The following is a 24216-nucleotide window of genomic DNA, read 5'->3' as shown; positions in this document are numbered from 1 at the left end:
TTTGTGCCGCTGAGCGCGCCTGCGGTCGAAGAACCGTGCCGCACGCGGCGTAAATCATGCATCCGGGGATGCGCCTCCGGAGTGCCCCGGCCCCCGGCACCGGAACCAACCAGCCGCACCCCGCACCCGCCCGGACCCACGACCCCCCGCCGGGAGGCGCCCCCGCCCCGGCCCCCGGCCCCGTACGCACCAGCCGCACCCCAGCACCACCCCAAACCACGGCCCCCGCCGGAAAGCGCAACGTCACCCCGTCTGGCGCATCACGATCACCTTGTACTCCTTGCCGTCGATCCGCGTCGTCTCCGTCCCCGTCTGCTCAAACGTTCCGCCGCGCGGGATCAGGATCTCCGACTCGACCCCCCGGTACCGCGACAACGGGTCGATATTGCGCCCGTTGTTCGTCTCGATACGCAGCAGGACCCTCTCGCCCGCCGCACCGCGCCCGTTGGCCTGCAGAACGCCGCGCTCGGCGCGGGCGACATCCGTGGACGTGCTCAAGTACTCCGGCATGCCGACCTGTTCGCCGGCCGCCAGCCGCCTGATGACGTCGTCCGGCATGAACGTGCCGCGGTAGACGGTCCCCTCGACCGGTGGAAGGTGCCGCAGCGCGCGGTCCATCCGTTCGACGCGGTCACTCAGCTGGTCGCCCCGGGACGCGCCGGTTTCCCTTCCACGCAGATAGTTGTTGAGGTCCAGTGCCCAACTGCCCGTGTAGTCCGCCACGGCCAGTGCGTCGTCCGCCGTGAGGTTCTCGGTCAGGGGGTTCGCCGCGGCGATCCGGGCGACCTCCGTCGCCCAGTCACGGCGGGCCACGGGTCCCGCCCGGTAGGTCGGGATCTCGTCCAGGGCGTGCCTGGCCTCAGGGGCGACCGTGTGTGTCGGTACGGGGGCCAGCCACAGCGGAGGGGCCGGGACCGTGGTGCCGGTGGGCGTCGCGTGGGGTGCGGTCCACAGGAGGGTGGAGGAGGCGAAGCCGGATTCCAGGGGGGACGTCTGGGCCGGCGGCGGGGGTTCGGTGTTGTTGCCCGAGAGCAAGTGCCACGCGAGGATCCCCACGGCCAGCGCGGCCAGGGCGAGAAGCGCCTGTGGGCCCAGCATCGCGACGAAGGGCGCGGTGAGCAGCAGCCCGCGCTTGGCGATGGGGTTGCCGTTCTCGTCGGTGCCCACACCGTCCCGGAACGCTTCGAGAAGTTCGATGTTGTACAGCCAGGATTCGGCCGTGATGATGTTCTCGCTCAGCTCCTCGGCTTCCTCGGCGGCCTTGGCCGCCGCGACGAACATCTCCGCCTCCGTCTCGGTACCGGCGAAGAGAAGCGGGTTGGCCTGGCAGTGGTCACCGACGGGCAGGGAGCCGTGCTCGCAGAGCACCTTTGTGGGCTCGACGGTGGAAGCGGGCTCGGGGCCGAGAGTGGGGTCTTCCCTGAAGAAGTTGGGTATCCGGCGCTTCTGGCTGAACTTCGGGCCGCCCTCCGTCTCACCGTCGGATTCCGATCCGTCGCCCACAGGGGAGTTCCGCCCCGGTGGATTCCCGGCCGCGACCGCGTCCCGGCCGTCGCCCGCGCCGCCGCCGTCCCCGCCGTCCCCGTCCTCTCCCCCGTCGCAGCCGCTGCTCGCCGCGACGACGCACTTGACGGCCCGCAGCGCTCCGGCGCTCACCGACGACCCGACCCCGCTCGACACCAGCAGCGAGATGATGAGCACACCCACGAGCACGATGCCTACGTACTCGATGGTGCCTTGGCCGTCCTGCCTTCGCACTAACGCGCGGCGTATCCACATCTCACCGAAGTTACGCACAACCCCGGCCGACACCCAGGGCACTTGGGCCCAACTCTGGGCCCAAGAAGATCAGTTGGGCCCAAGCAGACGGGCCCGCGCTCAGTCCGCGCCTCAGCCCGTGCTCAGCCCGCGCCTCAGCCCGTCGCCAGCAGCAGCACTATCAGTACGACCAGCCCCGCCACCGCCGGCGCGATCACCTCGTACGCCCAGCGCACCACCGGCTCGCCCTGGGCCGACGGGCGGGCGGCGGCGCTGTCGGCCAGCTCGCGCAGTTCGACGACGGTACGGTCCGCCTGGGCCTGCTGGGGCTCGCCCGGGTCGACCGCGCGTCTGCCGAACCCGCCGCCCACGGTCCGGCGGTTCGCCCGCTTGCGCTGGCGCAGGGAGACCGGCACGGCCCACAGCTGGAACTTCCGGCCGTCCTCGGTCAGCGCCTCGCACGAGAACTGGGCCCGTACAGTCGAGACCGCCGCCCAGGGCAGCGTGATCGTACGGAACGGGTTACGGATACGGAGCAGATCGGCGCCCGCGAAGACCGCCGGGCGCAGGCTGAACGCGACGATCAGCGGGACGGCGCACAGCATCCCGGCCAGCGCCAGCCACGGCGCCCGCCCCGTGCCCCGGAAGAGCGCGTCGAAACCGAGCCACAGGACGATCAGCAGCAGCATGCCGCCGCCCATGATTCCGCCGGACGACCGGTAGACCCGATCGGCGAAGCCCGGCTCGCCACCGGCCCCTGAGGCACCACCGCCCCCTGAGGAGCCCCCGGACCCTGAGGCACCCCCGGAGCCGAAGCCACCCCCGCCCCCACCGGACGCGTCGGACGCGCCCTCGGCCCCCGCGGCCCTCTCGGGCTCCTCAGGGCCGTGGCCATCACTGCTCGGCGGCGGGTTCGGGCTGGGACTCGTCATGGCCCCGATTCTGCCGTACGCCACTGACAACGCCCACGTCGCACGTCCACGCCGCACAACCACCCGAGCACCACCCCAGCAACCAGCCGAGCAACCTCACACCCCCTGTACAGGTCGCTACGCGCGTAGATATGCTCATCTGGTGACCATGCCCACCATCACCCCCGCATTCGCTGACGTGACAGCGTCCGACAGCACACTGCGCCGCTTCCTCCACGGGCTGCCCGGCGTCGACGCCGTCGGCCTGGAGGCACGCGCGGCGTCGCTCGGTACGCGCTCGATCAAGACCATGGCCAAGGCGTACGCCATCGACCTGGCCATCTCCATGATCGACCTGACCACGCTGGAAGGCGCGGACACCCCGGGCAAGGTCCGGGCGCTCTCCGCCAAGGCCCTCCGCCCCGATCCGACCGACCGCACCACGCCCGCCACCGCCGCGGTCTGCGTCTATCCGGACATGGCGGCGACGGCCGCCGCCGTGCTCGCCGGCTCCGGCGTGAAGGTCGCCTCCGTCGCGACCGCCTTCCCGGCCGGCCGCGCCGCGCTCGGCGTGAAGCTCGCGGACACCCGGGACGCCGTGGCGGCGGGGGCCGACGAGATCGACATGGTCATCGATCGCGGCGCCTTCCTCGCGGGCCACTACCTGAAGGTGTACGAGGAGATCCGCGCCGTGAAGGAGGCCGCGGGGGCCGCCCGGCTCAAGGTCATCTTCGAGACCGGCGAGCTGTCCACGTACGACAACATCCGCCGCGCCTCCTGGCTGGGCATGATCGCCGGGGCGGACTTCATCAAGACGTCGACCGGCAAGGTCGGTACGAACGCGACCCCGGCGAACACCCTCCTCATGCTGGAGGCCGTACGCGACTTCCGCGCGCAGACCGGCGTCCAGATCGGCGTGAAGCCGGCCGGCGGGATCCGCACCACCAAGGACGCGCTCAAGTTCCTGGTGCTGGTCAACGAGACGGTGGGCGAGGACTGGCTGGACAGCCACTGGTTCCGCTTCGGCGCCTCCAGCCTGCTGAACGACCTGCTGATGCAGCGCCAGAAGCTCAGCACCGGCCGGTACTCCGGCCCCGACTACGTAACGGTGGACTGACCCATGGCATTCGAGTACGCGCCGGCCCCGGAGTCCCGCGCGGTCGTCGACATCGCGCCCTCCTACGGCCTGTTCATCGACGGCGAGTTCGCCGAGGCGGCCGACGGCAGGGTCTTCAAGAGCGTCAGCCCGTCCACCGAGGAGGTGCTGTCCGAGGTCGCGCAGGGCGGCGCCGAGGACGTCGACCGGGCCGTGAAGTCCGCCCGCAAGGCGTTCGCGACATGGTCGGCGCTGCCCGGCGCCGAGCGTGCGAAGTATCTGTTCCGGATCGCCAGGATCATCCAGGAGCGCTCGCGCGAGCTGGCCGTCCTGGAGACGCTGGACAACGGCAAGCCCATCAAGGAGACGCGCGACGCGGACCTCCCGCTGGTCGCCGCGCACTTCTTCTACTACGCGGGCTGGGCCGACAAGCTCGACCACGCCGGCTATGGAGCGAACCCGCGCCCGCTCGGCGTCGCCGGCCAGGTCATCCCGTGGAACTTCCCGCTCCTCATGCTCGCGTGGAAGATCGCCCCGGCGCTCGCCACCGGCAATACGGTGGTCCTCAAGCCCGCCGAGACGACCCCGCTCTCCGCGCTCTTCTTCGCGGACATCTGCCGGCAGGCCGGTCTGCCGAGGGGCGTCGTCAACATCGTCACCGGCGACGGCTCCACGGGCGCGGCCCTGGTCGCCCACCCGGACGTGAACAAGGTGGCCTTCACGGGCTCCACGGCCGTGGGCAAGGCCATCGCGCGGGAGATCGCCGGTACGGGGAAGAAGGCGACCCTGGAGCTGGGCGGCAAGGGCGCGAACATCGTCTTCGACGATGCCCCGGTCGACCAGGCCGTCGAGGGCATCGTCACGGGCATCTTCTTCAACCAGGGCCAGGTCTGCTGCGCGGGCTCGCGGCTGCTCGTCCAGGAGTCGGTGCACGACGAGGTACTGGACGCGCTGAAGCGCCGGCTGACCACGCTGCGCGTCGGCGACCCGCTGGACAAGAACACCGACCTGGGCGCGATCAACTCGGCCGAGCAGCTGGCCCGGATCAAGGCGCTGGCCGACGCGGGCGAGGCGGAGGGCGCGGAGCGCTGGTCGCCGGCCTGCGAACTCCCCTCCTCCGGTTACTGGTTCGCCCCGACGGTCTTCACGAACGTCACGCAGGCGCACACCATCGCGCGCGACGAGATCTTCGGCCCGGTGCTCTCCGTACTGACGTTCCGTACGCCGGACGAGGCCGTCGCGAAGGCCAACAACACGCAGTACGGCCTGTCGGCGGGCATCTGGACGGAGAAGGGCTCGCGGATCCTCGCGGTCGCGAGCAGGCTCCGGGCGGGCGTCGTCTGGGCCAACACGTTCAACAAGTTCGACCCGACCTCGCCGTTCGGCGGCTACAAGGAATCGGGCTACGGCCGTGAAGGCGGCCGTCACGGCCTGGAGGCATACCTCGATGTCTGACCGTCTGAACGTCCTCAAGACCTACAAGCTGTACGTCGGGGGCAAGTTCCCCCGCAGCGAGAGCGGCCGGGTGTACGAAGTGACCGACCCAAAGGGCACCTGGCTGGCCAACGCGCCGCGCGCGTCCCGCAAGGACGCCCGTGACGCGGTCGTCGCGGCCCGCAAGGCGTTCGGCGGCTGGTCGGGCACGACCGCGTACAACCGGGGCCAGGTGCTCTACCGCGTCGCCGAGATGCTGGAGGGCCGCAGGGGCCAGTTCGTACGGGAGGTCGCGGACGCCGAGGGGCTGTCCAAGCCGAAGGCCACGGCCGTGGTCGACGCGGCGATCGACCGCTGGGTCTGGTACGCGGGCTGGACGGACAAGATCGCCCAGATCGCGGGCGGCGCGAACCCGGTCGCGGGCCCGTTCTTCAACCTGTCGACCCCGGAGCCGTCCGGTGTCGTCGCGGTGCTGGCGCCGCAGGACTCGTCGCTGCTGGGGCTGGTCTCGGTGATCGCGCCGGTGATCGCCACGGGCAACACGGCGGTCGTCGTCACGAGCGAGCGGCACCCGCTGCCGGCGCTCTCCCTCGGCGAGGTGCTCGCGACGTCCGACGTACCGGGCGGCGTGGTCAACATCCTGTCGGGCTCGGCGGCCGAGATCGGCGCCCCGCTGGCGGCGCACCAGGACGTCAACGGGATCGACCTGACGGGCGCGGACGACGCGCTCGCCAAGGAGCTGGAGATCGCCGCCGCCGACAACCTCAAGCGCGTACGCCGCCCCCGCGCCGAGGACTGGACCGCCGACCCGGGCACCCACCGTCTGACCGCCTTCCTGGAGACGAAGACGGTCTGGCACCCGACGGGCTCCCTGGGCGCGTCGGGCTCGGCGTACTGACGGATTGGCGTACTGACATTCGACGGACGCACAGCGTCAACGGATGAAGTCCCGCGTTCCCCTGTTCGGAGGAACGCGGGACTTCTTAAGTGCACAGTACCGAGCAGCAACGCACACTTCCGTACATGACTGACGTGTACGCCATGACGGAAGCCCGCGCCAACTTCGGGACGCTGGTCCGCAGAACCGCGCATTCCCGCGAGCGGATCGCCATCACCGACCACGGGCACGTGGCGGCCATACTGATCAACCCACAGGATCTGGCAGATCTCGAGGACTCTCTCGCCCTGGCCCAGTACCAGCTGGAGAAGGAGCGCGGCACCCTGGCACCGGGAATCCCGCATGCCGAGGTAGGCCGAATGCTGGGACTGCGCAAGTGACCTACGAAATCATCTGGGAGCCTCGCGCCACAGACGCGGCCTCCGCTTCCTGAAGGAAGACCCGCTCGGCCTCTCCGCCGTCTATGAAGCCGTGGACGCACTTGCGACGCAACCACGCCCTGCCGGTTCCATCGCCTACGGCTCGGCCGACTTACGGCGGATGCACATTGGTGACTACCGCGTCTTCTACGTGATCGACGACGGAGTCATCCGCATCCTGGTCACCCACCTCGGCCGCACCCCCTGAAACCTCACCCCGGCAGCAGCGCCACCACGCCCCCCACCAGCGGCAGGTCCTTCAGCGCGCCGCCGTCCGTCACCGGGCCGGTGACCGCCGCCGTGGAGATGGGCTTGAAGTCGGCGATCTGTGTGCCGAGGACGTTGTCGAGCGGGTCGGTGCCCGTGCCCGCCAGGGGGTCGAGCTGGAGGTTCTTGACCGGGCCGATGGCGCCCGCCGCCGAGTGGCCGACGGCCGAGGCGACGGCCTCGCCCGCGATCGGGATCTCCGTGACGTCGAGGAGCGGCTTGTCCGTCCCCGACAGGCCCGAGAGGGGCAGCGGCGCGGCCGGGGCCGCCGCCTGGGCCGCCGCGCCGCCCAGACCCAGCGCCGCGCCCGCCGCGGTGAGCGTCAGACCGGCGCGCAGCAGAGTACGGCGCGGGGAGGGGGGAGCTGCGTGACGTGCCATGGGATTTTCCTGCCTGGCCGGACAGGCCCGGCCGGTGGATTGAGTAAGCGGACCGGCACACAGCGTAGTTGAAGCGGGCGGTACGGCATGGCCAAAACCGCCAAACCGACCGAAGACGTCCACCTGCCCCGCCCGAAACGTTCCCCGAGGGTTCGCTTTCCGCTCGCATGCCGCACACTGGTGTCCCGTGACCGCTCCCACCACGCCGGCCCGCGTCGTTCTCCTCGCAGGCCCCTCCGGCTCCGGAAAATCCTCCCTCGCCGCCCGCACCGGCCTCCCCGTGCTGCGCCTCGACGACTTCTACAAGGAGGGCGACGACCCGACGCTGCCGCTGGTGGCGGAGAGCACGGACATCGACTGGGACTCGGTCCGCTCCTGGGACGCGGACGCCGCCGTCGCGGCGGTCGTGGAGCTGTGCCGTACGGGCCGGACGACCGTTCCCGTCTACGCCATCGCCACCAGCTCCCGTGTGGACACGGAGGCGCTCGACATCGGCCGCACGCCGCTGTTCCTCGCGGAGGGGATCTTCGCCGCCGACATCGTGGCCCGCTGCCGGGAGCTGGGCGTCCTCGCCGACGCGCTCTGTCTGCGCGGCCGGCCCTCCACCACGTTCCGCCGGCGGCTGCTGCGCGATCTGCGCGAGGGGCGCAAGTCGGTGCCGTTCCTGCTGCGGCGCGGCTGGCGGCTGATGCGCGCGGAGCGCGCGATCGTGGGCCGGCAGACGGCGCTCGGGGCGCACCCGTGCGACAAGGCGGAGGCGTTCGGCCGTATCGCGACCGCGGCGGCGGGCCCGGCGGTCCGGCAGCGTACGGCGGAAGCGAAGCCGGCGGGGACGGTGAAGACGCCCGGGACCACGGCGGCGGTCACCGACAGCGTGGCCCGCTGACGTACGCGCGAAAGAGCGGAACCGCGCGGGCCCCCCGGCCCGTACGATCCCGCTCCCTCTCGCGCTCCCCTTGTTTCCCCCGTACTCCCGCCGCTCCCCCGAGCCGACGGGCCCCGCATCCCCCGGTTTTCCCCCGGTTTCCCCCAGTCCCCCGATTTCCCCCTGGTCCCCCCGGTTTCCCCCGCTGCCCTCAGGCGACCAACTCGCCGAAGGACTCTTCCTCGTCACGGCCGAAGCTGAGGACATCGTCCTCGCGCATCCGGCGGAGCGACCGCCAGATGCTCGACTTCACCGTGCCGACACTGATGTCGAGGATCGCCGCGATCTCCGGATCCGTACGGCCCTCGTAGTAGCGCAGCACCAGCATCGTGCGCTGGAGCTCGGGCAGGTGCGAGAGCGCCTGCCAGAGCACCGCGCGCAGCTCCGTGCCGCGCATCGCGTCGGTGTCGCCCGCCGTCTCCGGCAGCTCCTCCGTCGGGTACTCGTTGAGCTTGCGCCTGCGCCACGCGCTGATGTGCAGATTGGTCATCGTGCGGCGGAGATAGCCGCCGACCGCCGCCTTGTCGCTGATCCTGTCCCACGCCCGGTAGGTCGAGAAGAGGGCGCTCTGGAGCAGGTCCTCGGCCTCGAACCGGTCGCCGGTCAGGTGGTAGGCGGTCGCGTAGAGGGAGGCGCGGCGCTCCTGGACGTAGGCGGTGAAGGCGGCTTCGGCGTCCCCCGGCGCCCCAGCCGCTCCCGATGCCCCCGCATCCACCGCGTTCGTCCGGAGCGTCCGCTCCTCCGTGGTCGCGTCAACCACCGTCATGTACGACGGCTTGTGCTGACGCCCGGTGCCGCGAACGCACCCCCGCCCGTTCACGGCACCGGACTTCTCGCCGCTCCTCGTGACGTCGTGCAGACGCGTGACCAGTACCGGTCCGGTGGTCGTGCCGTGCGGTGCGTTCATCCCGCGCCCCCCGTCGTGTGGAGTTGCTTCGTTCCTTGTGCCAATGAGCTTGCCGGGGCAGTTTCATGGCCCTGTCCGTCGACTGTCACAGCCCTGTCACAGGGGACTTCGGTTCTTGCGCGGAAGTCCGGAGTGCCCGGGAACCGCCCCGGTAGCGCTCCGGCAGTCGAACTCCGGTCCCCCATGAGACAGAATGCTCCTCGTGCCTTTCCTGTTGCTGATCGAGGACGACGACGCCATCCGCACGGCCCTCGAACTCTCGCTGTCACGCCAGGGCCACCGAGTGGCCACCGCGGCGACGGGAGAGGACGGCCTGAAACTGCTGCGAGAGCAGCGGCCGGATCTGATCGTGCTGGATGTGATGCTGCCCGGGATCGACGGTTTCGAGGTCTGCCGGCGCATCCGGCGTACCGACCAGCTGCCGATCATCCTGCTGACCGCGCGCAATGACGACATCGATGTGGTCGTGGGCCTGGAGTCCGGTGCCGACGACTATGTGGTGAAGCCGGTGCAGGGCCGGGTGCTGGACGCGAGGATCCGCGCGGTGCTGCGGCGGGGCGAGCGGGAGGCCACGGACTCCGCGACGTTCGGCAGCCTGGTGATCGACCGGTCCGCGATGACGGTCACCAAGAACGGCGAGGACATGCAGCTCACGCCGACCGAGCTGCGGCTGCTGCTGGAGCTGAGCCGCCGCCCCGGTCAGGCGCTGTCCCGGCAGCAGTTGCTGCGGCTGGTGTGGGAGCACGACTACCTGGGCGACTCGCGGCTGGTGGACGCCTGTGTGCAGCGGCTGCGCGCGAAGGTCGAGGACGTACCGTCCTCGCCGACCCTGATCCGTACGGTACGTGGAGTGGGCTACCGGCTGGACACGCCTTCGTGAGCGATACGCCCCTGAACGACGGCCCGGACCACACGCCGCACCGCACGTCGGACCACGGACCTGACCACGGACCTGACCACGGACCGCACGGCAACGCCAACGACACGGCAGGCGACAGCTCCCGCGCGGGCCGGAGCCGCGGCCTCCGGAAGGCCGTCCTGTCCGGACTGCGCTGGAGCAGTCTGCGGCTGCGCCTCGTCGTCGTCTTCGGCGCGGTCGCGCTGACCGCCGCGGTCTCCGCGTCGGGCATCGCGTACTGGCTGAACCGCGAAGCGGTCCTGACCCGTACCCAGGAGTCCGCCCTCAAGGACTTCAAGCAGGAGATGCAGAACCGCGCGGCCGAACTGCCGCTGCGGCCCAGCGAGTCCGATCTCCAGACCGCCGCCGAGCAGATGACGGTCGACAACGCCGGTTACAGCGTGCTGCTGATAGGCGAGCGGGACCGCGGCAAGCCGATCGTCGGCGCCTCCGATCCCGACAGGTTCACGCTCGACGACGTACCGGAGTCGCTCCAGGCCGCGGTGAACAGCCGGCAGCAGGTCACGGCGGCCAACAAACACGCGTACCACGTCTTCTGGCAGCGCACCGAGCGTGGCAGCACCCCCTATCTGGTGGGTGGCACGCGGGTCATCGGGGGCGGGCCCACCGGTTATCTCTTCAAGTCCCTCGACCAGGAACGCGCGGACCTCAACTCGCTCGCCTGGTCGCTGGGCATCGCCACCGCCCTCGCGCTGATCGGCTCGGCGCTGCTCGCGCAGGCCGCGGCCACGACCGTGCTGAAGCCCGTGCAGCGCCTCGGCGAGGCTGCGCGGCAGCTCGGTGAGGGCGAGTTCGGCACCCGGCTGCGGGTGTCGGGGACGGACGAACTGGCCGAACTCTCGCGGACGTTCAACAACGCGGCCGAGTCGCTCCAGAAGAAGGTCGAGGACATGAGCGCGCGGGAGGAGTCCAGTCGCCGTTTCGTCGCGGACATGTCGCACGAGCTGCGTACGCCGCTGACCGCGCTCACCGCCGTCACCGAGGTGCTTGAGGACGAGGCTGACAGCCTGGACCCGATGATCGCGCCCGCCGTGACGCTGGTGGTGAGCGAGACCCGTCGGCTCAATGTGCTGGTGGAGAACCTGATGGAGGTCACCCGCTTCGACGCGGGTACGGCCCGGCTCGTCCTGGACGATGTCGATGTGGCCGACCAGCTCACGGCGTGCATCGACGCGCGCGCCTGGCTGGACGCGGTGGATCTGGACGCCGAGCGCGGCATCATGGCGCGGCTCGATCCGCGCCGGCTCGATGTGATCATGGCGAATCTGATCGGGAACGCGCTCAAGCACGGCGGTTCGCCGGTCCGGGTGGCGGTGCGCACGGAGGGCGCCGAGCTGATCATCGAGGTACGGGACCACGGCCCCGGCATCCCGGAGGAGGTGCTGCCGCACGTCTTCGACCGCTTCTACAAGGCGAGCGCGTCCCGGCCGCGTTCCGAGGGCAGCGGGCTGGGGCTGTCGATCGCGATGGAGAACGCGCACATCCACGGCGGCGACATCACCGCGGCCAATGTGCCGGACGGCGGCGCGATGTTCGTACTGCGGCTGCCGCACGACGGCCGCCCGGAGGACGCGGACGTGGACGTGGACGCGGATGAACCGAACGCTCCGAGAGAAGGGGGCGACGCGTCGTGACGTACGGAAAGCAGGGGCAGGGGTACGAGCGGAGCCGCCGGCGGGCAGGGCGGGCCGCGGGCGCCGTGCTGACGCTCACCGTCCTCTCCACCCTGGCCGCCGGGTGCGGGATCAGGACCACCTCCATACCGGTGGACGCGGGGGCCGCGCCCTCGCGGATGCCGTGCGCGATCACCGGCAAGAACGTGATCACGCAGACGGAGCCGGGCGTTCCTGTACGGATCTATCTCCTGTGCGCCTCGGGGCTCTCCTCGGTGGAGCGGGCGGCCCGGATCATCCGGGGCACCACGCCCGGCGACCGGGTGGAGATCGCCCAGGGGCTGCTGGACGAGTTGCTGGCCGATCCTTCGTCCACCGAGCGGGAGGCGGGCTTCAGCACGTCCGTACGGGGACCGCTGGTCGTCTCCCGGGCCCGTAAGGGTGACCCCGAGGGGACGCTGCGGCTCAGCAGGCAGCCGGAGGACCTGCCGATGTCGGCGCTCGCGCAGATCGTCTGCACCCTGGCGGAGAGCGAGTCCACGGACGGCCGGGTGGTCCTGGGCGGTCCTGGCGACTATCCGGCGCGTGGGTACGAGTGCGACCCCGAGACGAAGCGGTACCCGAACGCCGCGGTGCCGACCGCGTCGACGGCTCCGACGGCTCCGACGGCTCCGACGGCTCCGACGGCTTCGACGGCTTCGACGGCTTCGACTCCGGCACCGTCGGCGTCCCCGTCCGCCTTGGAGAGCGCGCCGGGGGCCTGACCTCCAGGACCCTGCCCGAAGTACCGCCATTCGGGTGACTCGCATCTCATGAACCTCTTCCTCCGCCGACAGCGGAACCGATCGCTCGGGGCGCCGCGTCTTGGGGAGCGTGCGTCAAGGTCCGGACGGCAGCGCCGTCATCCGCTTCCGTAGGGCGGGGTTTGTTCTCCTCCTCCTGCATCTCCTGCTGGTGAGCTGGCTGACGCTCCGCCCGCTGGACGCCCTGTGGGTGCACGCGGCCAATCTGACGCCGTTCGCGGGCATCAAGGCGAGTCTGGCGCTGGGGCCCGTGGAGGCCACCCGCCGGATCGGCGAGGGCCTGCTGCTGCTGGCGCCGCTCGGGGTGCTGCTGCCGATGGCGGACGCCCGGCTCACCGTCTCCTGCTGGGCCTCCCTGACCCGTACGGTCACGGCCGGCGCGCTGATCTCGCTCGGGATCGTGCTGCTCCAGACCGCGGTCCCGGGGCGGGTGGTCGATGTCGACACGATCCTGCTGAACACGGCCGGTGTGGCGCTGACCCATCTGGCGCTGGTGCCCGCGGGCCGGTCCCGGCTGCGCCGGGGATGGCGGCCCCGTACCGTACGCCGCCGGGGACGGCGCCTGGAGGGCGGCACGGGCGCGCCGGGCGGTGGCTCCCGGAAGGCGTTCCGCGAGGTGTCCCGGGTCCGTGAGGCGTCCAGGGGCCGTGACGGGTCCAGGGGTCGTGAGGGGTCCAGGGACGAGATCCCGCAGGGGACCACCCCGACGATTCCCAGGGTCGGGATCGCCCCGTAGAGCGATGCTTCGTCCCCGTTCTGGGCGGACCATGGAGATATCGGGAGTACGCACGGAGAAGCGGCTCCCTCGACGGTCTCACGAAGGAGCCCACCATGCCCACCATGTCCGGACTGGTCCGCCCGCGTGAGGGACGCATGCTCGGCGGGGTGTGCGCGGCGCTGGCACGGCGCTTCGGTACCTCCGCGAACACGATGCGCCTGATCTTCGTGGTCTCGTGCCTGCTGCCGGGACCGCAGTTCCTGGTCTATCTGGCGCTGTGGGTGCTGCTGCCCGGCGAGAAGAAGGCGTCCTCGACGTCCTGGTAGCCCGCGCACACCACAGACCCGCACCACCGTGTGGGGTGGTGCGGGCCGGGGCAGGTCGGGCGTACGCGGGGTGCGTTCGGCCGGGTCAGCCGCCGAGCGGGAGGCCGTTGAGGCCGTTCCCGGTCAGGCTGCCCACGGGAAGCCCGCCGAGGAGACCGCTGATGGGGTCGGCGGCCTTGGTGCCCTTCGACGCGGCGGCCTTCTGGCCGACCTTCTGACCGACGCTCTGGCCGACCTTCTGCGCCTGCGGGGCGGTCTTCTTGACGGTGTCGAGCGCGGCCCGGCCCGTGGTGACCACCTCGGAGGCGGGCGCCGGGAGCTTCTCTGCGACGCTCTCCAGCGGCAGGGTCTCCGCGACGACACCGAGGGTGTCCAGCGCCCCACCGACGTCGGGGACGGCGGGCGCGGCGGAGGCACTGCCCGCGGCGGCGACGGCGAAGGCGGCGCCGAGAGCGGCGGCACCGATGGTCTTGACGGCGGACTGCTTCATCTGGGTTTCGTCCTTGCGGAGGTGGGAATGTGGGCGGCTCCGCAAGTTAGCCAGACTCGGGCACCGCCCGCAAACACCCGGAAGCGGCCGGGATTCCGTGTCCCGAGCCGCTTCCGGATTTATGTGATGAGCCCATTCCGAGGGCGTACCTGCTGGTCAACGTCCTTTACTTGAACAGCCATTCGGACTTCAGTTCCGCGTATCCGGGCTTGATCACGTCGTTGATCATGGCCAGTCTTTCATCGAAAGGAATGAAAGCTGATTTCATCGCATTGACTGTGAACCACTGCATGTCGTCGAGCGTGTAAGCGAACGCGTCGACCAGCAGCTCGAATTCCCGGCTCATGCTCGTGCCGCTCATCAGCCGGTTGTCCGTGTTGACGGTGGCCCGGAAGTGGAGCTTGCGGAGCAGCCCGATGGGGTGCTCGGCGATCGAGGTGGCCGCGCCGGTCTGGAGGTTGGAGCTGGGGCACAGCTCCAACGGGACGCGCTTGTCCCGTACGTACGCGGCGAGCCTGCCCAGCTCCACCGAGCCGTCCTCGGCGACCTCGATGTCGTCAATGATCCGCACACCGTGGCCGAGCCGGTCGGCACCGCACCACTGGAGCGCCTGCCAGATCGACGGCAGCCCGAACGCCTCGCCGGCGTGGATGGTGAAGTGGTTGTTCTCGCGCTTCAGATACTCGAACGCGTCGAGGTGACGAGTGGGCGGGAAGCCCGCCTCCGCGCCCGCGATGTCGAAGCCGACCACGCCCGAGTCCCGGTAGCTGTTGGCGAGTTCGGCGATCTCCAGCGCGCGGGCCGCGTGCCGCATCGCGGTGAGCAGGGCGCCGACCCTGATCCGGTTGCCGTCGGCGCGGGCACGCCGCTCGCCCTCGCGGAAGCCCTCGTTGACGGCCTCGACGACCTCTTCGAGGGTGAGCCCCGCCTCCAGGTGCTGCTCGGGCGCGTACCGCACCTCCGCGTAGACGACACCGTCGGCCGCGAGGTCCTCGGCGCACTCGGCGGCGACCCGGACGAGCGCGTCACGGGTCTGCATGACGGCGCAGGTGTGGGCGAAGGTCTCCAGATAGCGCTCCAGCGAGCCGGAGTCGGCCGCCTCCCGGAACCAGAGGCCGAGCTTGTCGGACTCGTGCTCCGGCAGGGCCTCGTACCCGGCCTCGCGGGCGAGTTCGATGATCGTTCCGGGCCGCAGACCGCCGTCGAGGTGGTCGTGGAGGAGGACCTTGGGGGCGCGGCCGATCTGGTCGGGGGTCGGTGGGCGGTATGTCTGGCTCGTCATCCAAGCACTCTAACGCCTTACCCCCTACGCGCGTAGAGTACGGCGGGGCGATACGTAACAGTGACCGCGCGTACGGGTGGCGTACACCTGCCCTTCTGAGACTCTTCTGCTATGGGACAGCTGGGGGAAGCACACGTTCGTGATGCCGCGCCGCGAACGAGGGGCCCGAGGCTGACCCGCGCGGTCGCCACGCCGCCCGAGGGCACCGCGGTGGGGGGTGTGGTGCTGGTGCTCCCCGGGGGCGGTCCCGCTCCGGGACGCGCCGGGCGGCCGTCACGCCTCCCGTCACTCCCGTCACTCCCGTCACTCCCGTCACTCCCGTCACTCCCGTCACTCCCGTCACTCCCGTCATTCCCGTCCCTGCGGTCGTACGCGCGGTACGCACGGATGCTGCCGCTGGCGCGGTCGCTGGCCGCCGCCGGGGCCGCCGAGGGGCTGGTGGTGCATGTGGTGCGCTACGGCCCGCCGCCGGGAGGGACCGGCGCGGACGCCTCGCTCGTGGCGGATGCCGGGTGGGCGGTGGAGGAGGTCGTACGCCGGTACGGGGACGTCCCCGTCTGTCTGGCCGGCCACGGCACGGGCGGCCGGGCGGCGCTGCGCGCGGCGGGCCATCCGGCGGTCAACTCCGTACTGGCGATGGCGCCTTGTCTGCCGGAGGCCGGGGACCGCCAGGACCCCGAGCCGGTACGGCAGCTGGTGGGCCGGCAGGTACTGATCATGCACGGCACGAACGACGCGCACACCGACCCCCGGCTCTCCTTCCGGCTGGCCGAGCGTGCCAAGAAGGCCAACCGCGACACCTGCCGCTTCGAGGTCCACTCCGACGGCCACGCGCTGCGTCAGCACCACGCCGAAGTCCTCGCGCTGGCCTCGGACTTCGTGCTGGGCGCGCTGCTGTCGCGTACGTACTCCCGGCCGGTCGCCGACGCGCTGGCTGCGCCGCCGCCGCTGGGGCTGCGGATGCCGCTGGCGGCGGGCTTCGGGCGCTCGCTGCGTCCGTAGCGCGGTCCGTTTTCCGGGGCTGACCTAGCCGAGCAGCTGGCCCCTGCGCGACAGCAGGAAGCGCTTGAAGGCGGCCACCGGCGGGGTGTCCGGATGGCCGTCGAGCCAGGCCACGCCGATCTCGCGGACCGCGCGCGGCGCCGTCACCGTCAGCTCCACCACCCCCGGCCGTGCCACGGCGGGCGGCGGCAGCAGGGCCACGCCGAGCCCCGCCGCGACCAGCCCGCGCAGCGTCTCGGCCTCCTCCCCCTCGAAGGCCACGCGCGGGCGGAAGCCCGCCTCGGCGCAGAGGTCGTCGGTGATACGGCGCAGCCCGTACCCCGGTTCGAGCGTGACGAACGTTTCGTCGGCGGCCTCGGCGAGGCGTACGCGCCGGCGGCCGGCGAGCCGGTGGTCGTCGGGGACGACGAGCCGCAGCCGCTGCTCGTCCAGCCGGCGGGCGACGAGGTCGGGGGCGTCCGGCACCGGCGAGGTGAGGCAGAGGTCGAGGTCGCCCGCGCGCAGCCGCTCGATCATCGCCTCGCCGTAGTTCTGCACGAGCTGGAACCGCACACGCGGATGATCGACGCGGAACGTCCTGATCAGGCCGGGTACGGTCTCGGAGCCCAGCGTGTGCAGAAACCCGAAGGCGACCTTCCCCGACGCCGGGTCCGCGTCGGCCCGTACCGACTCGGCGGCCCGCTCGACCTCGGCGAGGGCGCGTTCGACGGAGGTGAGGAAGGCGCGTCCGGCGGGGGTCAGCGAGACCGTACGGCCCCGGCGCGCGAACAGGGCGACGCCCAGATCCTGTTCGAGCCTGACCATCGCCCGGGAGAGCGTGGACTGCGGCACACCCATCTCCTGCGCGGCCCGGGTGACGTGCTCGTGGCGGGCCACCCCGGCGAAGTACGCGAGGCGGGGCGCGAGGACGGCGGCGGCGCCGGGCTCGGTGTGATCGGTGTGACGCATGTCGTGTTCGTAACTGTTCCATGACACGCGCGGCTGTGACCTCTGCTCATGCACCATGGGAACGATTATCGCCATTCTGTGCATTGGACGCATGAACCGGCGGTGTTTACCTTCGAAACATGCCTTCAGTCAGTACCGGGGCACCCGTCACCACGGGTGCCTCCGCGCCGCCGTTTCCGCAGTCTCCCTCCACCGCCGGGTCCGCCATCGATACACGGCTCTCGCCCGGCCGCCCCGGCTACCGCCGGATGAGCTTCGCGCTCTTCGCCGCCGGTGTCGCGACCTTCGCGCTCCTCTACTCCACGCAGGCGCTGCTGCCCGCCATCTCCGCCGGCTTCGGCGTGACGGCGGGGAGCGCCAGTTGGACGGTCTCGGCGGCGACCGGCGCGCTGGCGCTGTTCGTCCTGCCGCTGAGCGCGCTGTCCGAGCGGTTCGGCCGGCGCACGATGATGACCGCCTCGCTGGTGGTCGCGGTGGCGGTGGGTCTGCTGGTGCCGTTCGCGCCGAGCATCGAGTGGCTGGTGGCGCTGCGCGCGCTCCAGGGCGCGGCGCTCGCCGGGCTTCCGGCGTCGGCGATGGCGTACCTGGCGGAGGAGGTGCGGCCGAAGGCGCTGGTCGCGGCGATCGGACTGTTCGTCGCGGGCAACAGCGTCGGCGGGATGAGCGGCCGGGTCGTCACCGGCTGGGTCGCCCAGCTCTGGGGCTGGCGGGCTGCGCTGGGCGCGGTCGGGCTGATGGCGGTCGCGTGTGCGGTGGTCTTCCGGCTGCTGCTGCCGAAGGCGCGCCACTTCACGTCGCGTTCGCTGAGCCCGCGCGCGCTGGCGCGGACCGTCGGCGGCCATCTCTCGGATCCGCTGCTGCGCCGGCTGTACGCGATCGGCGGCCTGTTCATGGTGGTGTTCGGCGCGGTGTACACGGCGATCGGCTACCGGCTGGTGGCGGCACCGTTCAATCTGCCGCAGGGCGTCATCGGTTCGATCTTCCTGGTCTATCTGGTCGGTACGGTCTCCTCGGCGGCGGCCGGCCGGCTGGTCGAGCGGCTGGGCCGGCGCGGCGCGCTGTATCTGGCGGTGAGCACGACGACCGCCGGGCTGCTGCTGTCGCTGGCGGACTCGCTGGTGGCCGTCCTGTCGGGGCTGGTGCTGATCACGGCGGGCTTCTTCGCGGGTCACGCGGTCGCGTCGTCGGCGGTGAGCCGTACGGCCAAGTCGGGCCGCGCGCAGGCGTCGGCGCTCTACCAGTCGGCGTACTACCTGGGCAGCAGCGCGGGCGGCACGCTGGGCGCGGTCGCGTTCCACGCGGGCGGCTGGGGCGCGACGGTGGCGCTGGGGCTGGCGGCGGGGGTCGGGGTCGTATCGATCACGCTGTACGGGACGCACGCGGCGCGCGGCGAGCGGCGGCAGTTGCAGCAGCAGCAACGGCAGCGGCAGGCGCTGTCGGCGAAGGCCGCGTGATCGTCTCCGTGCGGTCGCGTGATCGTCTCCGTACGGTCGCTTGATCGCCTTCGCGCGGTCGCGTGATCGTCTTCGCCGGGTCGCTTGATCGTCTCCGTACCGCCGGGAAATAAACCGTCCACCGCGTGCAACTACGCACCCGCCCCGGTCGTCTACCACCCAGGACAGGCCACTCATATGGCCATATTGGATGTTGGTTCGAGGGGGGCGGGGCGGATGGGACACATATCGCGCGGCGGGACCGTGGCGGCCGGAATCGCGGCGCTGGTGGTGCCCCTGACCGTGGTGGGGCTCGGCGCGACGCCCGCGGCGGCGGCTGCCGCCTGTACGGCGGGCGTCGGCCCGAAGCAGAAGCAGGTGGAGAAGTTCCTCGGCCGGCCGGTGGACGGCAAGCAGTCCACGGCGGACTGCACGGCCATCCGGTCCTTCCAGGCGAAGCATGGCATCACGCCGACCGCCGGCTACGCGGGCCCGGTGACGTGGGGCGTGATGGACCTCATGAACCAGCAGAAGGCCGCGGGCAAGAACCCGAACAAGGCCGGCAAGTGCCCCACGAACAAGGGGCGCATCGCCTGTGTCGACCTGACCCGGCAGCTGAGCTGGATCCAGGACGGCAAAAAGCTGGCGTACGGCCCGGTGCCGGTGCGGACGGGCCGCAAGGGGTACGCGACGCGGACCGGGCTGAAGAAGGTGTACTGGCGGAACAAGGACCACGTCTCGACGATCTACAACGTGCCCATGCCGTACAGCCAGTTCTTCGACGGCGGGCAGGCGTTCCACTCGGTGAACCTGAGCATGTGGAACCCGCCGGGCTCGCACGGCTGCGTGAACATGACGACGAAGGACGCGAAGAAGTACTGGTCGATGCTGAAGACGGGCACCGCGGTGTACGTGTACGGCCGGAAGTCCGGCACCTGACACCGGTGCGCCTGACCGGACCGGTTTCAGGACGCTCCGTCCAGCGGAATACTCTGCTGGTATGAGTGAACGAGGACTCCAGGAACTGGCGCTGCTCCTGCTGACGGCGCTGGCGAACGCGCCCCGGCACGGATACGCCATCGCCCAGGAGGTCAAGGCCATCAGCGGCGGCCGGGTGGTGCCCCGTACCGGAGCGCTGTACGGGGCGCTGGACCGGCTGCTGGCCGAGGGCCTGATCGAGGTCGAGCGCGAGGAGATCGTCAACGGCCGGGCGCGCCGGGTCTTCGCGCTCGCGCCCGCCGGCCGGGAGCGGCTGGAGGCCGAGGCGGAGCGGCTGGCCGCGACGGCGCGGGAGGTGAGGCGGCGGCTCGGCACTGAGGGTGCGGCGGCACCGGCGTGAGCCGGGGGACGACCGGTCTCCGCGATCCGCTGTGGCGGCTGTACCCGCCCGCGTACCGGGCCGCCCACGGCCGCGAAATCATCGACGTACACCGGGAGTTGACGGCCGACCTCCCGCGCGCCGCCCGGCTGCGCGCGGACGCCGAGCTGGCCGCGCACGCCGTACGGGTACGGCTGCGCCTCGACTCGGCCTCGCCCGCCGGGCGCTTTCTCGCCCTGGCGGCGCCGTTCGCGCTGGCGGCCGGCGCGGTGGACGCCGGGGTGCGGCTGACGGGCTGGTACGCGACGCTCGTCCGCTCGCCGGCCCCGGCGTGGGTCCAGCTCTCCGCCGGCACGGAGGGCTACTGGGCCCTGTACATGCTGCTCTCCGCGCTGGTGTGCGTCGGCGCGGTCGTGGCCCTGACCGGTCGCGGTCGCGGCCATGGTCGCGGCAACGGCAGTGTAAACGGCAGCGGCCGGTGGTCGCTGGGCGCGGGTCTGGCCGTGTGCGGGCTGCTGGGGACGGCCGCGCAGTGGCCCTTCGCCGCGCCCACGCACGGCGACGGGGTGGCCACTCCGGTCGCGTCGCTGCTGACCGCCGCCGTCGTCCTGGGCTGCCCGCCGGACCGGCGCGGGGACGACCGGTGGCTGTCGGCGGCGGCCGGGGTGATGGCCGCCGTGGCGTGGTTCCCGGTGGTGGCCGTACGGACCGGGGCCTTCGGCGTGACCACGGACTACGGCGCCTGGCCGGTACTGGTCCTCGCCGTCACGGGGGCCGTGCTCGCCGTACGCGCGCGTTCGTCGGGGCTGCGCGAGGCCGGGGCGATGGCCGTGGCCTCGCCGGGGCTGGTCGCGTACGCGTACACGGGCGCCTGGGGTGAACTCCTGCCCGTTCTGGGCCTGTTCCTTCCACTGCTGGCGGGTGTGGTCGCCGTGGGCGCGCTCACCGCGGCTGTCCGGGCGGTGCGGGCGGTGCGGCGGGGGCGCTGACCGGGCGATCGTGGTTGCGATAGTCCGTTGAAGTGAATACTCTCCCAGGTGTTCTATCGGTCCCGTACCACCAGAGAAGATCACCGAGTTGCCGTTCACCCTGTCGCATCCCGCCGCGGTACTGCCTCTGCTGCGCCCGCCGTTCGTACCGGCCGCCCTGGTCGCGGGTGCCGTGGCGCCCGATGTCCCGTACTTCCTGGGCGCCGTCGGCGTGTCGTCGACCACGGCCGGCGACTGGTACGAACCGTTCCTCAACGCCACGGAGACCCACTCCTTCACCACGGGCCCGCTCGTCGTCCTGCCCTTCGCCCTCGGGCTGGTCGCCGCGTACCGGCTACTGCGCGCTCCGGTCACGGCGCTGCTGCCGTCCGGCCTCCGCCTCCCGGCACCGGAGCGGGTCTCCGGCGTACGGGCGGGGGCGGGGGCGGGGGTTTCCGGCGTACGGGCGCGGGCGCGGGTTTCCGGCGTACGGGCGCGGGCGCGGTACGCGATGTGGCTGCTGATCTCGGCCGTCATCGGCATCGCCTCCCACCTGGTGTGGGACTACCTCACCGACGTGGGCGGTCCGACGGCCGGCCGACTGCTCCAGCACGCGAGCACCGCCTTCGGCCTGGCGGCGATCGGCGTGCACCTGTGGCGCCGGCGCGGCCGGCTCCGTACACGTATCCACGATGACAACGACGATGCCGCCGTCACCCGCCCGTCCCCCCTGGTGCGGTGGAGCGTGGTGGCCCTGCTGGTCGCGGCCCCCGTCGCCGGCGCCGCCGTCCACGCCCGCGCCGACTTCGACGCCAACCGGCATGTGACGGTGGTGGACTACAGCCGCCCGACCACCATCGACCTGGGCAACGGCGGGAGTGAGACCAGCTACCCCGAGACGGAAGCCCTGGCGCCCTGGGGCACCGTCGCCGAAGGGGTGCTGACCGGCGCCGCCAAACGCGCGGGCGCCGCCTTCGCGGTCGCGCTGCTGCTGTACGCCGCCGCCTGGCAACTCGGCACTCTCGTACGCCGGCCGAAGCCGAAACCGAAACCGCAGTCGAAGCCGGAGCCGGAGGCCTCCAAGACGCCGGCGGCCCGGGACACCTGAGCCGATCCGCTGCGGCAATCCTCTGCGGCAATCCGCTGCGGCCGGACATCACCTTCCGGGAGACTGGTGACGGACCGGATTCACGTGGGGCGACTGGGGTGACGACGCGATGAGCGATGCAGCGGCGACAACGGCTGATGTGCGAAAGGGCGAGGTGGACGCCCGGCTGGAGCAGCACCGGACGGAGCTGACCGGCTACTGCTACCGGATGCTTGGCTCCCCGTTCGAGGCCGAGGACGCCGTCCAGGACACGATGGTGCGCGCGTGGAAGAGCTTCGAGACGTTCGAGGGCCGGTCCTCGCTCAGATCATGGCTCTACCGCATCGCGACGAATGTCTGTCTGGACATGCTCAGCGCGGGCAACCGCCGGGCGCGCCCGATGGATCTCTCGGGGCCCACCCCGGTGGCGCAGGCGCAGCTCACCCCGCTCCCGGAGACCGCCTGGCTCGAGCCGGTGCCGGACGGGCGGGTGCTGCCGTCGGTGACGGACCCGGCGGAGGCGGCGGTGTCGCGCGAGACGATCCGGCTGGCGTTCGTCTCGGCGCTCCAGCACCTCGCGCCCAAGCAGCGGGCGGTGCTGATCCTGCGCGAGGTGCTGTCCTGGAAGGCGAGTGAGGTCGCCGAGCTGCTGGACACGTCGGTCGCTTCGGTCAACAGCGCGCTCCAGCGGGCGCGCGCGACGATCGCCGAGTCCGAGCCGGCGGCGACCGAGACGGCGAGTGAGCTGGACGAGGAGCATCAGCGGCTGCTGGAGCGCTATGTCGTGGCCTTCGAGGGGTACGACATGAAGGCGCTGACGGAACTGCTGCACGACGACGCGAAGTTCACGATGCCGCCGTTCGATCTGTGGCTCCAGGGTCACGACGACATCACCGGCTTCATGCTCACGATCGGCGCGGGCTGCCGCGGTTCGCGGCTCGTTCCGACGGTCGCGAACGGGACACCGGCCTTCGCGCACTACAAGCCGGCGGAGTCCGGCGACGGGTTTGTGCCGTGGGCGCTCCAGATCATCGAGATCGAGGACGGCAAGATCTCGGCGCTGAACTGCTTCCTGGACACGGCGCGGTGGTTCCCGCTGTTCGATCTGCCGGAGACGTTGGCGGCGTAACGGAAGGTCGACAGGAAGGGGCGGGGCCCGCGAACAGGAACGGCCCCCGCCCCTTTCTGTCGACGCCCCCGCTTACGCCTCCGCTTACGCCTCCGGATCGAGCGAGCGCAGCAGCGTACGGAGCAGCCGGTCGAGGGTGGCCCCGTCTCGGCGGCTGATGGTCCGGTGCTGGTTGCGGCTCATGTCCCGCTGGTCACTGGGGTGTTGTCGGGTGCGGGTCAGAGCAACGCCGAGTGGGGTAGGCCGGTGGCGGAGGCTGTGGGCGTGGGGCCGCCCCCTTCGGCCGTCATTGTCGCGCTTCCGGGCCGGGTATCAAGGGCGCTCCTCCGTCGCGTCGGCTACGCCGATTCCGCTGCGCTCCACCCCTGACACCCAACCCTCCAGCGCAAGTGCAGGGAGTGGAGGGGGCGGCCGGGGGTGAGGGGGGCCCGGGGGACCGGTTGTTCTGCTGGTCGGTTCAGGGTCCGGCGGGCGAGTGGGCCCTGCGGGGCTGCGCGCTCTTTGCATGGGGCTGCCCGGCTCGTCTCGGCGGCCGACGGCCGCCTGTCGGCCGGCACTCATGCCCCGCTGATCACCGTTGCGTCGTGGTGCCCGGAAGGCGGGCGGCGCCTGCTGTCCGGTCGGGGCCCTCGGGCCGGTCCGCCGGGGGCCGGAGGTCTCCGGGCGAGGCCCGGGAGCAGGGAGTTTGACGTTAGAGCTACTTCCGGCACGTCAGACGGCTGCAACGTCACAGTCGCCGGGATCAAGCACCCCACCACCCGCCGATCTGTCCGATATAGGGTAGTTTGACGGGCGGTTGACGGTCCCTCCGGACGGCACATGTGTCCTGAGGTGCATTAGACGCCCTTCTGGAGGCAAAGACCGCCTCCAGGAGCCCACTTACCGCCACACACGCCCCACCAACCCCTCCCCCACCCAGAGTGACCAGCGGGGCACGAGTCTCAGCAAACAACGGACCGTTGGCCGCCGAGACGGGGCCGAGCCACCCCATTCCACTGCCGCGCAGCCCCGCAGGGCCCACCCGCCCGCCGGACCCTGAACCGAGCAGCAGCCCGGCCGGTCCCCCGGGCAACCCCCTCCCCCCGGCCGCCCCTCCCGCACCTGCACTTGCGCTGGAGGGCCGGGTGTCCAGGGTGGAGCGCAGCGGAATCGGCGCAGCCGACGCGACGGAGGAGCGCCCTTGAC

Annotated in this window: 24 protein-coding genes and 1 pseudogene; 18 read left to right on the top strand and 7 right to left on the bottom strand. The window is 71.5% G+C overall.

Annotated elements, in window-relative coordinates; genetic code table 11:
- Window positions 1-243: 243 nt before the first annotated feature.
- The gene (locus AB0389_RS26955; protein ID WP_366398075.1) at window positions 244-1758 is read right to left on the bottom strand and encodes an ADP-ribosyltransferase; all 1515 of its coding nucleotides are present in this window, start codon (window positions 1756-1758) and stop codon (window positions 244-246) included.
- Between the two features lie 155 nt (window positions 1759-1913).
- Window positions 1914-2690, bottom strand: coding sequence for a PH domain-containing protein (locus tag AB0389_RS26950; RefSeq protein ID WP_366398074.1), 777 nt, complete (start codon window positions 2688-2690; stop codon window positions 1914-1916).
- 148 nt (window positions 2691-2838) lie between these two features.
- On the opposite strand from AB0389_RS26950, the gene deoC reads away from it, so the two are divergent.
- The 5 genes and pseudogenes from deoC (at window position 2839) to AB0389_RS26925 (ending at window position 6724) form a co-directional block, all read left to right on the top strand.
- Window positions 2839-3786: a deoxyribose-phosphate aldolase gene (deoC, locus tag AB0389_RS26945; RefSeq protein ID WP_366398129.1), complete on the top strand. Its 948-nt coding sequence runs from the start codon at window positions 2839-2841 to the stop codon at window positions 3784-3786.
- 3 nt (window positions 3787-3789) lie between these two features.
- Complete coding sequence (locus AB0389_RS26940) at window positions 3790-5220, top strand: aldehyde dehydrogenase family protein (protein ID WP_366398073.1); 1431 nt, start codon at window positions 3790-3792, stop codon at window positions 5218-5220.
- Window positions 5213-6097, top strand: a complete 885-nt coding sequence (locus tag AB0389_RS26935; protein WP_366398072.1) for an aldehyde dehydrogenase family protein — start codon at window positions 5213-5215, stop codon at window positions 6095-6097. The genes AB0389_RS26940 and AB0389_RS26935 overlap by 8 nt, the downstream gene beginning before the upstream one ends.
- A gap of 125 nt (window positions 6098-6222) precedes the next feature.
- Entirely contained in the window at window positions 6223-6477 is a 255-nt protein-coding gene (locus tag AB0389_RS26930; protein ID WP_366398071.1) for a type II toxin-antitoxin system Phd/YefM family antitoxin, read from the top strand.
- Window positions 6474-6724 (top strand): annotated as a pseudogene (locus AB0389_RS26925) (type II toxin-antitoxin system RelE/ParE family toxin). Before AB0389_RS26930 ends, AB0389_RS26925 begins: the two are co-directional and overlap by 4 nt.
- 4 nt (window positions 6725-6728) lie before the next feature.
- On the opposite strand, the gene AB0389_RS26920 reads toward AB0389_RS26925, so the two are convergent.
- Window positions 6729-7163 carry a hypothetical protein gene (locus AB0389_RS26920; RefSeq protein WP_366398070.1) on the bottom strand — a complete coding sequence of 145 codons (435 nt, stop codon included), beginning with the start codon at window positions 7161-7163 and terminating at the stop codon, window positions 6729-6731.
- Window positions 7164-7350: 187 nt separating this feature from the next.
- Here AB0389_RS26920 and AB0389_RS26915 point away from each other — a divergent pair, with 187 nt between their 5' ends.
- The gene (locus AB0389_RS26915) at window positions 7351-8049 is read left to right on the top strand and encodes an ATP-binding protein (protein ID WP_366398069.1); all 699 of its coding nucleotides are present in this window, start codon (window positions 7351-7353) and stop codon (window positions 8047-8049) included.
- A 190-nt stretch (window positions 8050-8239) separates the two neighbouring features.
- On the opposite strand, the gene AB0389_RS26910 is transcribed toward AB0389_RS26915, so the two are convergent.
- Window positions 8240-8995, bottom strand: coding sequence for a SigE family RNA polymerase sigma factor (locus tag AB0389_RS26910; protein ID WP_366398068.1), 756 nt, complete (start codon window positions 8993-8995; stop codon window positions 8240-8242).
- A gap of 202 nt (window positions 8996-9197) precedes the next feature.
- Between AB0389_RS26910 and afsQ1 the strand changes: the two genes are divergently transcribed.
- The 5 genes from afsQ1 to AB0389_RS26885 all read left to right on the top strand — a co-directional run bounded on the left by afsQ1 (window position 9198) and on the right by AB0389_RS26885 (window position 13374).
- The gene (afsQ1, locus tag AB0389_RS26905) at window positions 9198-9875 is read left to right on the top strand and encodes a two-component system response regulator AfsQ1 (RefSeq protein WP_366398067.1); all 678 of its coding nucleotides are present in this window, start codon (window positions 9198-9200) and stop codon (window positions 9873-9875) included.
- 158 nt (window positions 9876-10033) lie between these two features.
- A complete protein-coding gene (locus AB0389_RS26900) occupies window positions 10034-11548 on the top strand; it encodes a HAMP domain-containing sensor histidine kinase (protein WP_366398128.1) in 1515 nt (504 codons plus the stop codon).
- Complete coding sequence (locus tag AB0389_RS26895; protein ID WP_366398066.1) at window positions 11545-12291, top strand: hypothetical protein; 747 nt, start codon at window positions 11545-11547, stop codon at window positions 12289-12291. The genes AB0389_RS26900 and AB0389_RS26895 overlap by 4 nt, the downstream gene beginning before the upstream one ends.
- Window positions 12292-12391: 100 nt before the next feature.
- Window positions 12392-13066, top strand: a complete 675-nt coding sequence (locus AB0389_RS26890) for a VanZ family protein (protein WP_366398065.1) — start codon at window positions 12392-12394, stop codon at window positions 13064-13066.
- 104 nt (window positions 13067-13170) lie between these two features.
- Window positions 13171-13374, top strand: coding sequence for a PspC domain-containing protein (locus tag AB0389_RS26885; protein ID WP_366398127.1), 204 nt, complete (start codon window positions 13171-13173; stop codon window positions 13372-13374).
- An 85-nt stretch (window positions 13375-13459) separates the two neighbouring features.
- On the opposite strand, the gene AB0389_RS26880 is transcribed toward AB0389_RS26885, so the two are convergent.
- Both AB0389_RS26880 and AB0389_RS26875 read right to left on the bottom strand, forming a co-directional pair.
- Complete coding sequence (locus AB0389_RS26880; RefSeq protein WP_366398064.1) at window positions 13460-13864, bottom strand: ATP-binding protein; 405 nt, start codon at window positions 13862-13864, stop codon at window positions 13460-13462.
- 166 nt (window positions 13865-14030) lie between these two features.
- Window positions 14031-15146, bottom strand: coding sequence for an adenosine deaminase (locus AB0389_RS26875; protein WP_366398063.1), 1116 nt, complete (start codon window positions 15144-15146; stop codon window positions 14031-14033).
- A gap of 360 nt (window positions 15147-15506) precedes the next feature.
- Here AB0389_RS26875 and AB0389_RS26870 point away from each other — a divergent pair, with 360 nt between their 5' ends.
- On the top strand, window positions 15507-16148 hold the full coding sequence (locus AB0389_RS26870) for an alpha/beta hydrolase (protein ID WP_366398126.1): 642 nt from the start codon (window positions 15507-15509) through the stop codon (window positions 16146-16148).
- Between the two features lie 24 nt (window positions 16149-16172).
- Here AB0389_RS26870 and AB0389_RS26865 read toward each other — a convergent pair whose 3' ends face one another.
- Window positions 16173-17153 carry a LysR family transcriptional regulator gene (locus AB0389_RS26865; RefSeq protein WP_366398062.1) on the bottom strand — a complete coding sequence of 327 codons (981 nt, stop codon included), beginning with the start codon at window positions 17151-17153 and terminating at the stop codon, window positions 16173-16175.
- Window positions 17154-17215: 62 nt separating this feature from the next.
- On the opposite strand from AB0389_RS26865, the gene AB0389_RS26860 reads away from it, so the two are divergent.
- The 6 genes from AB0389_RS26860 (at window position 17216) to AB0389_RS26835 (ending at window position 23031) form a co-directional block, all read left to right on the top strand.
- Complete coding sequence (locus AB0389_RS26860) at window positions 17216-18550, top strand: MFS transporter (protein WP_366398061.1); 1335 nt, start codon at window positions 17216-17218, stop codon at window positions 18548-18550.
- A 216-nt stretch (window positions 18551-18766) separates the two neighbouring features.
- A complete protein-coding gene (locus tag AB0389_RS26855; RefSeq protein WP_366398060.1) occupies window positions 18767-19468 on the top strand; it encodes a L,D-transpeptidase family protein in 702 nt (233 codons plus the stop codon).
- A gap of 61 nt (window positions 19469-19529) precedes the next feature.
- Window positions 19530-19868, top strand: coding sequence for a PadR family transcriptional regulator (locus AB0389_RS26850; RefSeq protein ID WP_366398059.1), 339 nt, complete (start codon window positions 19530-19532; stop codon window positions 19866-19868).
- Window positions 19865-20836 carry a hypothetical protein gene (locus AB0389_RS26845; protein WP_366398058.1) on the top strand — a complete coding sequence of 324 codons (972 nt, stop codon included), beginning with the start codon at window positions 19865-19867 and terminating at the stop codon, window positions 20834-20836. Before AB0389_RS26850 ends, AB0389_RS26845 begins: the two co-directional genes overlap by 4 nt.
- An 88-nt stretch (window positions 20837-20924) precedes the next feature.
- Window positions 20925-21923, top strand: a complete 999-nt coding sequence (locus AB0389_RS26840; RefSeq protein ID WP_366398057.1) for a DUF4184 family protein — start codon at window positions 20925-20927, stop codon at window positions 21921-21923.
- Between the two features lie 109 nt (window positions 21924-22032).
- Window positions 22033-23031: a sigma-70 family RNA polymerase sigma factor gene (locus AB0389_RS26835; RefSeq protein ID WP_366398056.1), complete on the top strand. Its 999-nt coding sequence runs from the start codon at window positions 22033-22035 to the stop codon at window positions 23029-23031.
- Window positions 23032-24216 lie beyond the last annotated feature (1185 nt).

It is taken from the genome of Streptomyces sp. NPDC093109 (genome assembly GCF_040701725.1).
Classification (GTDB): domain Bacteria; phylum Actinomycetota; class Actinomycetes; order Streptomycetales; family Streptomycetaceae; genus Streptomyces.
Note: the sequence above shows the minus strand (reverse complement) of the source record. Positions and strands in the feature narration are given on the sequence as shown.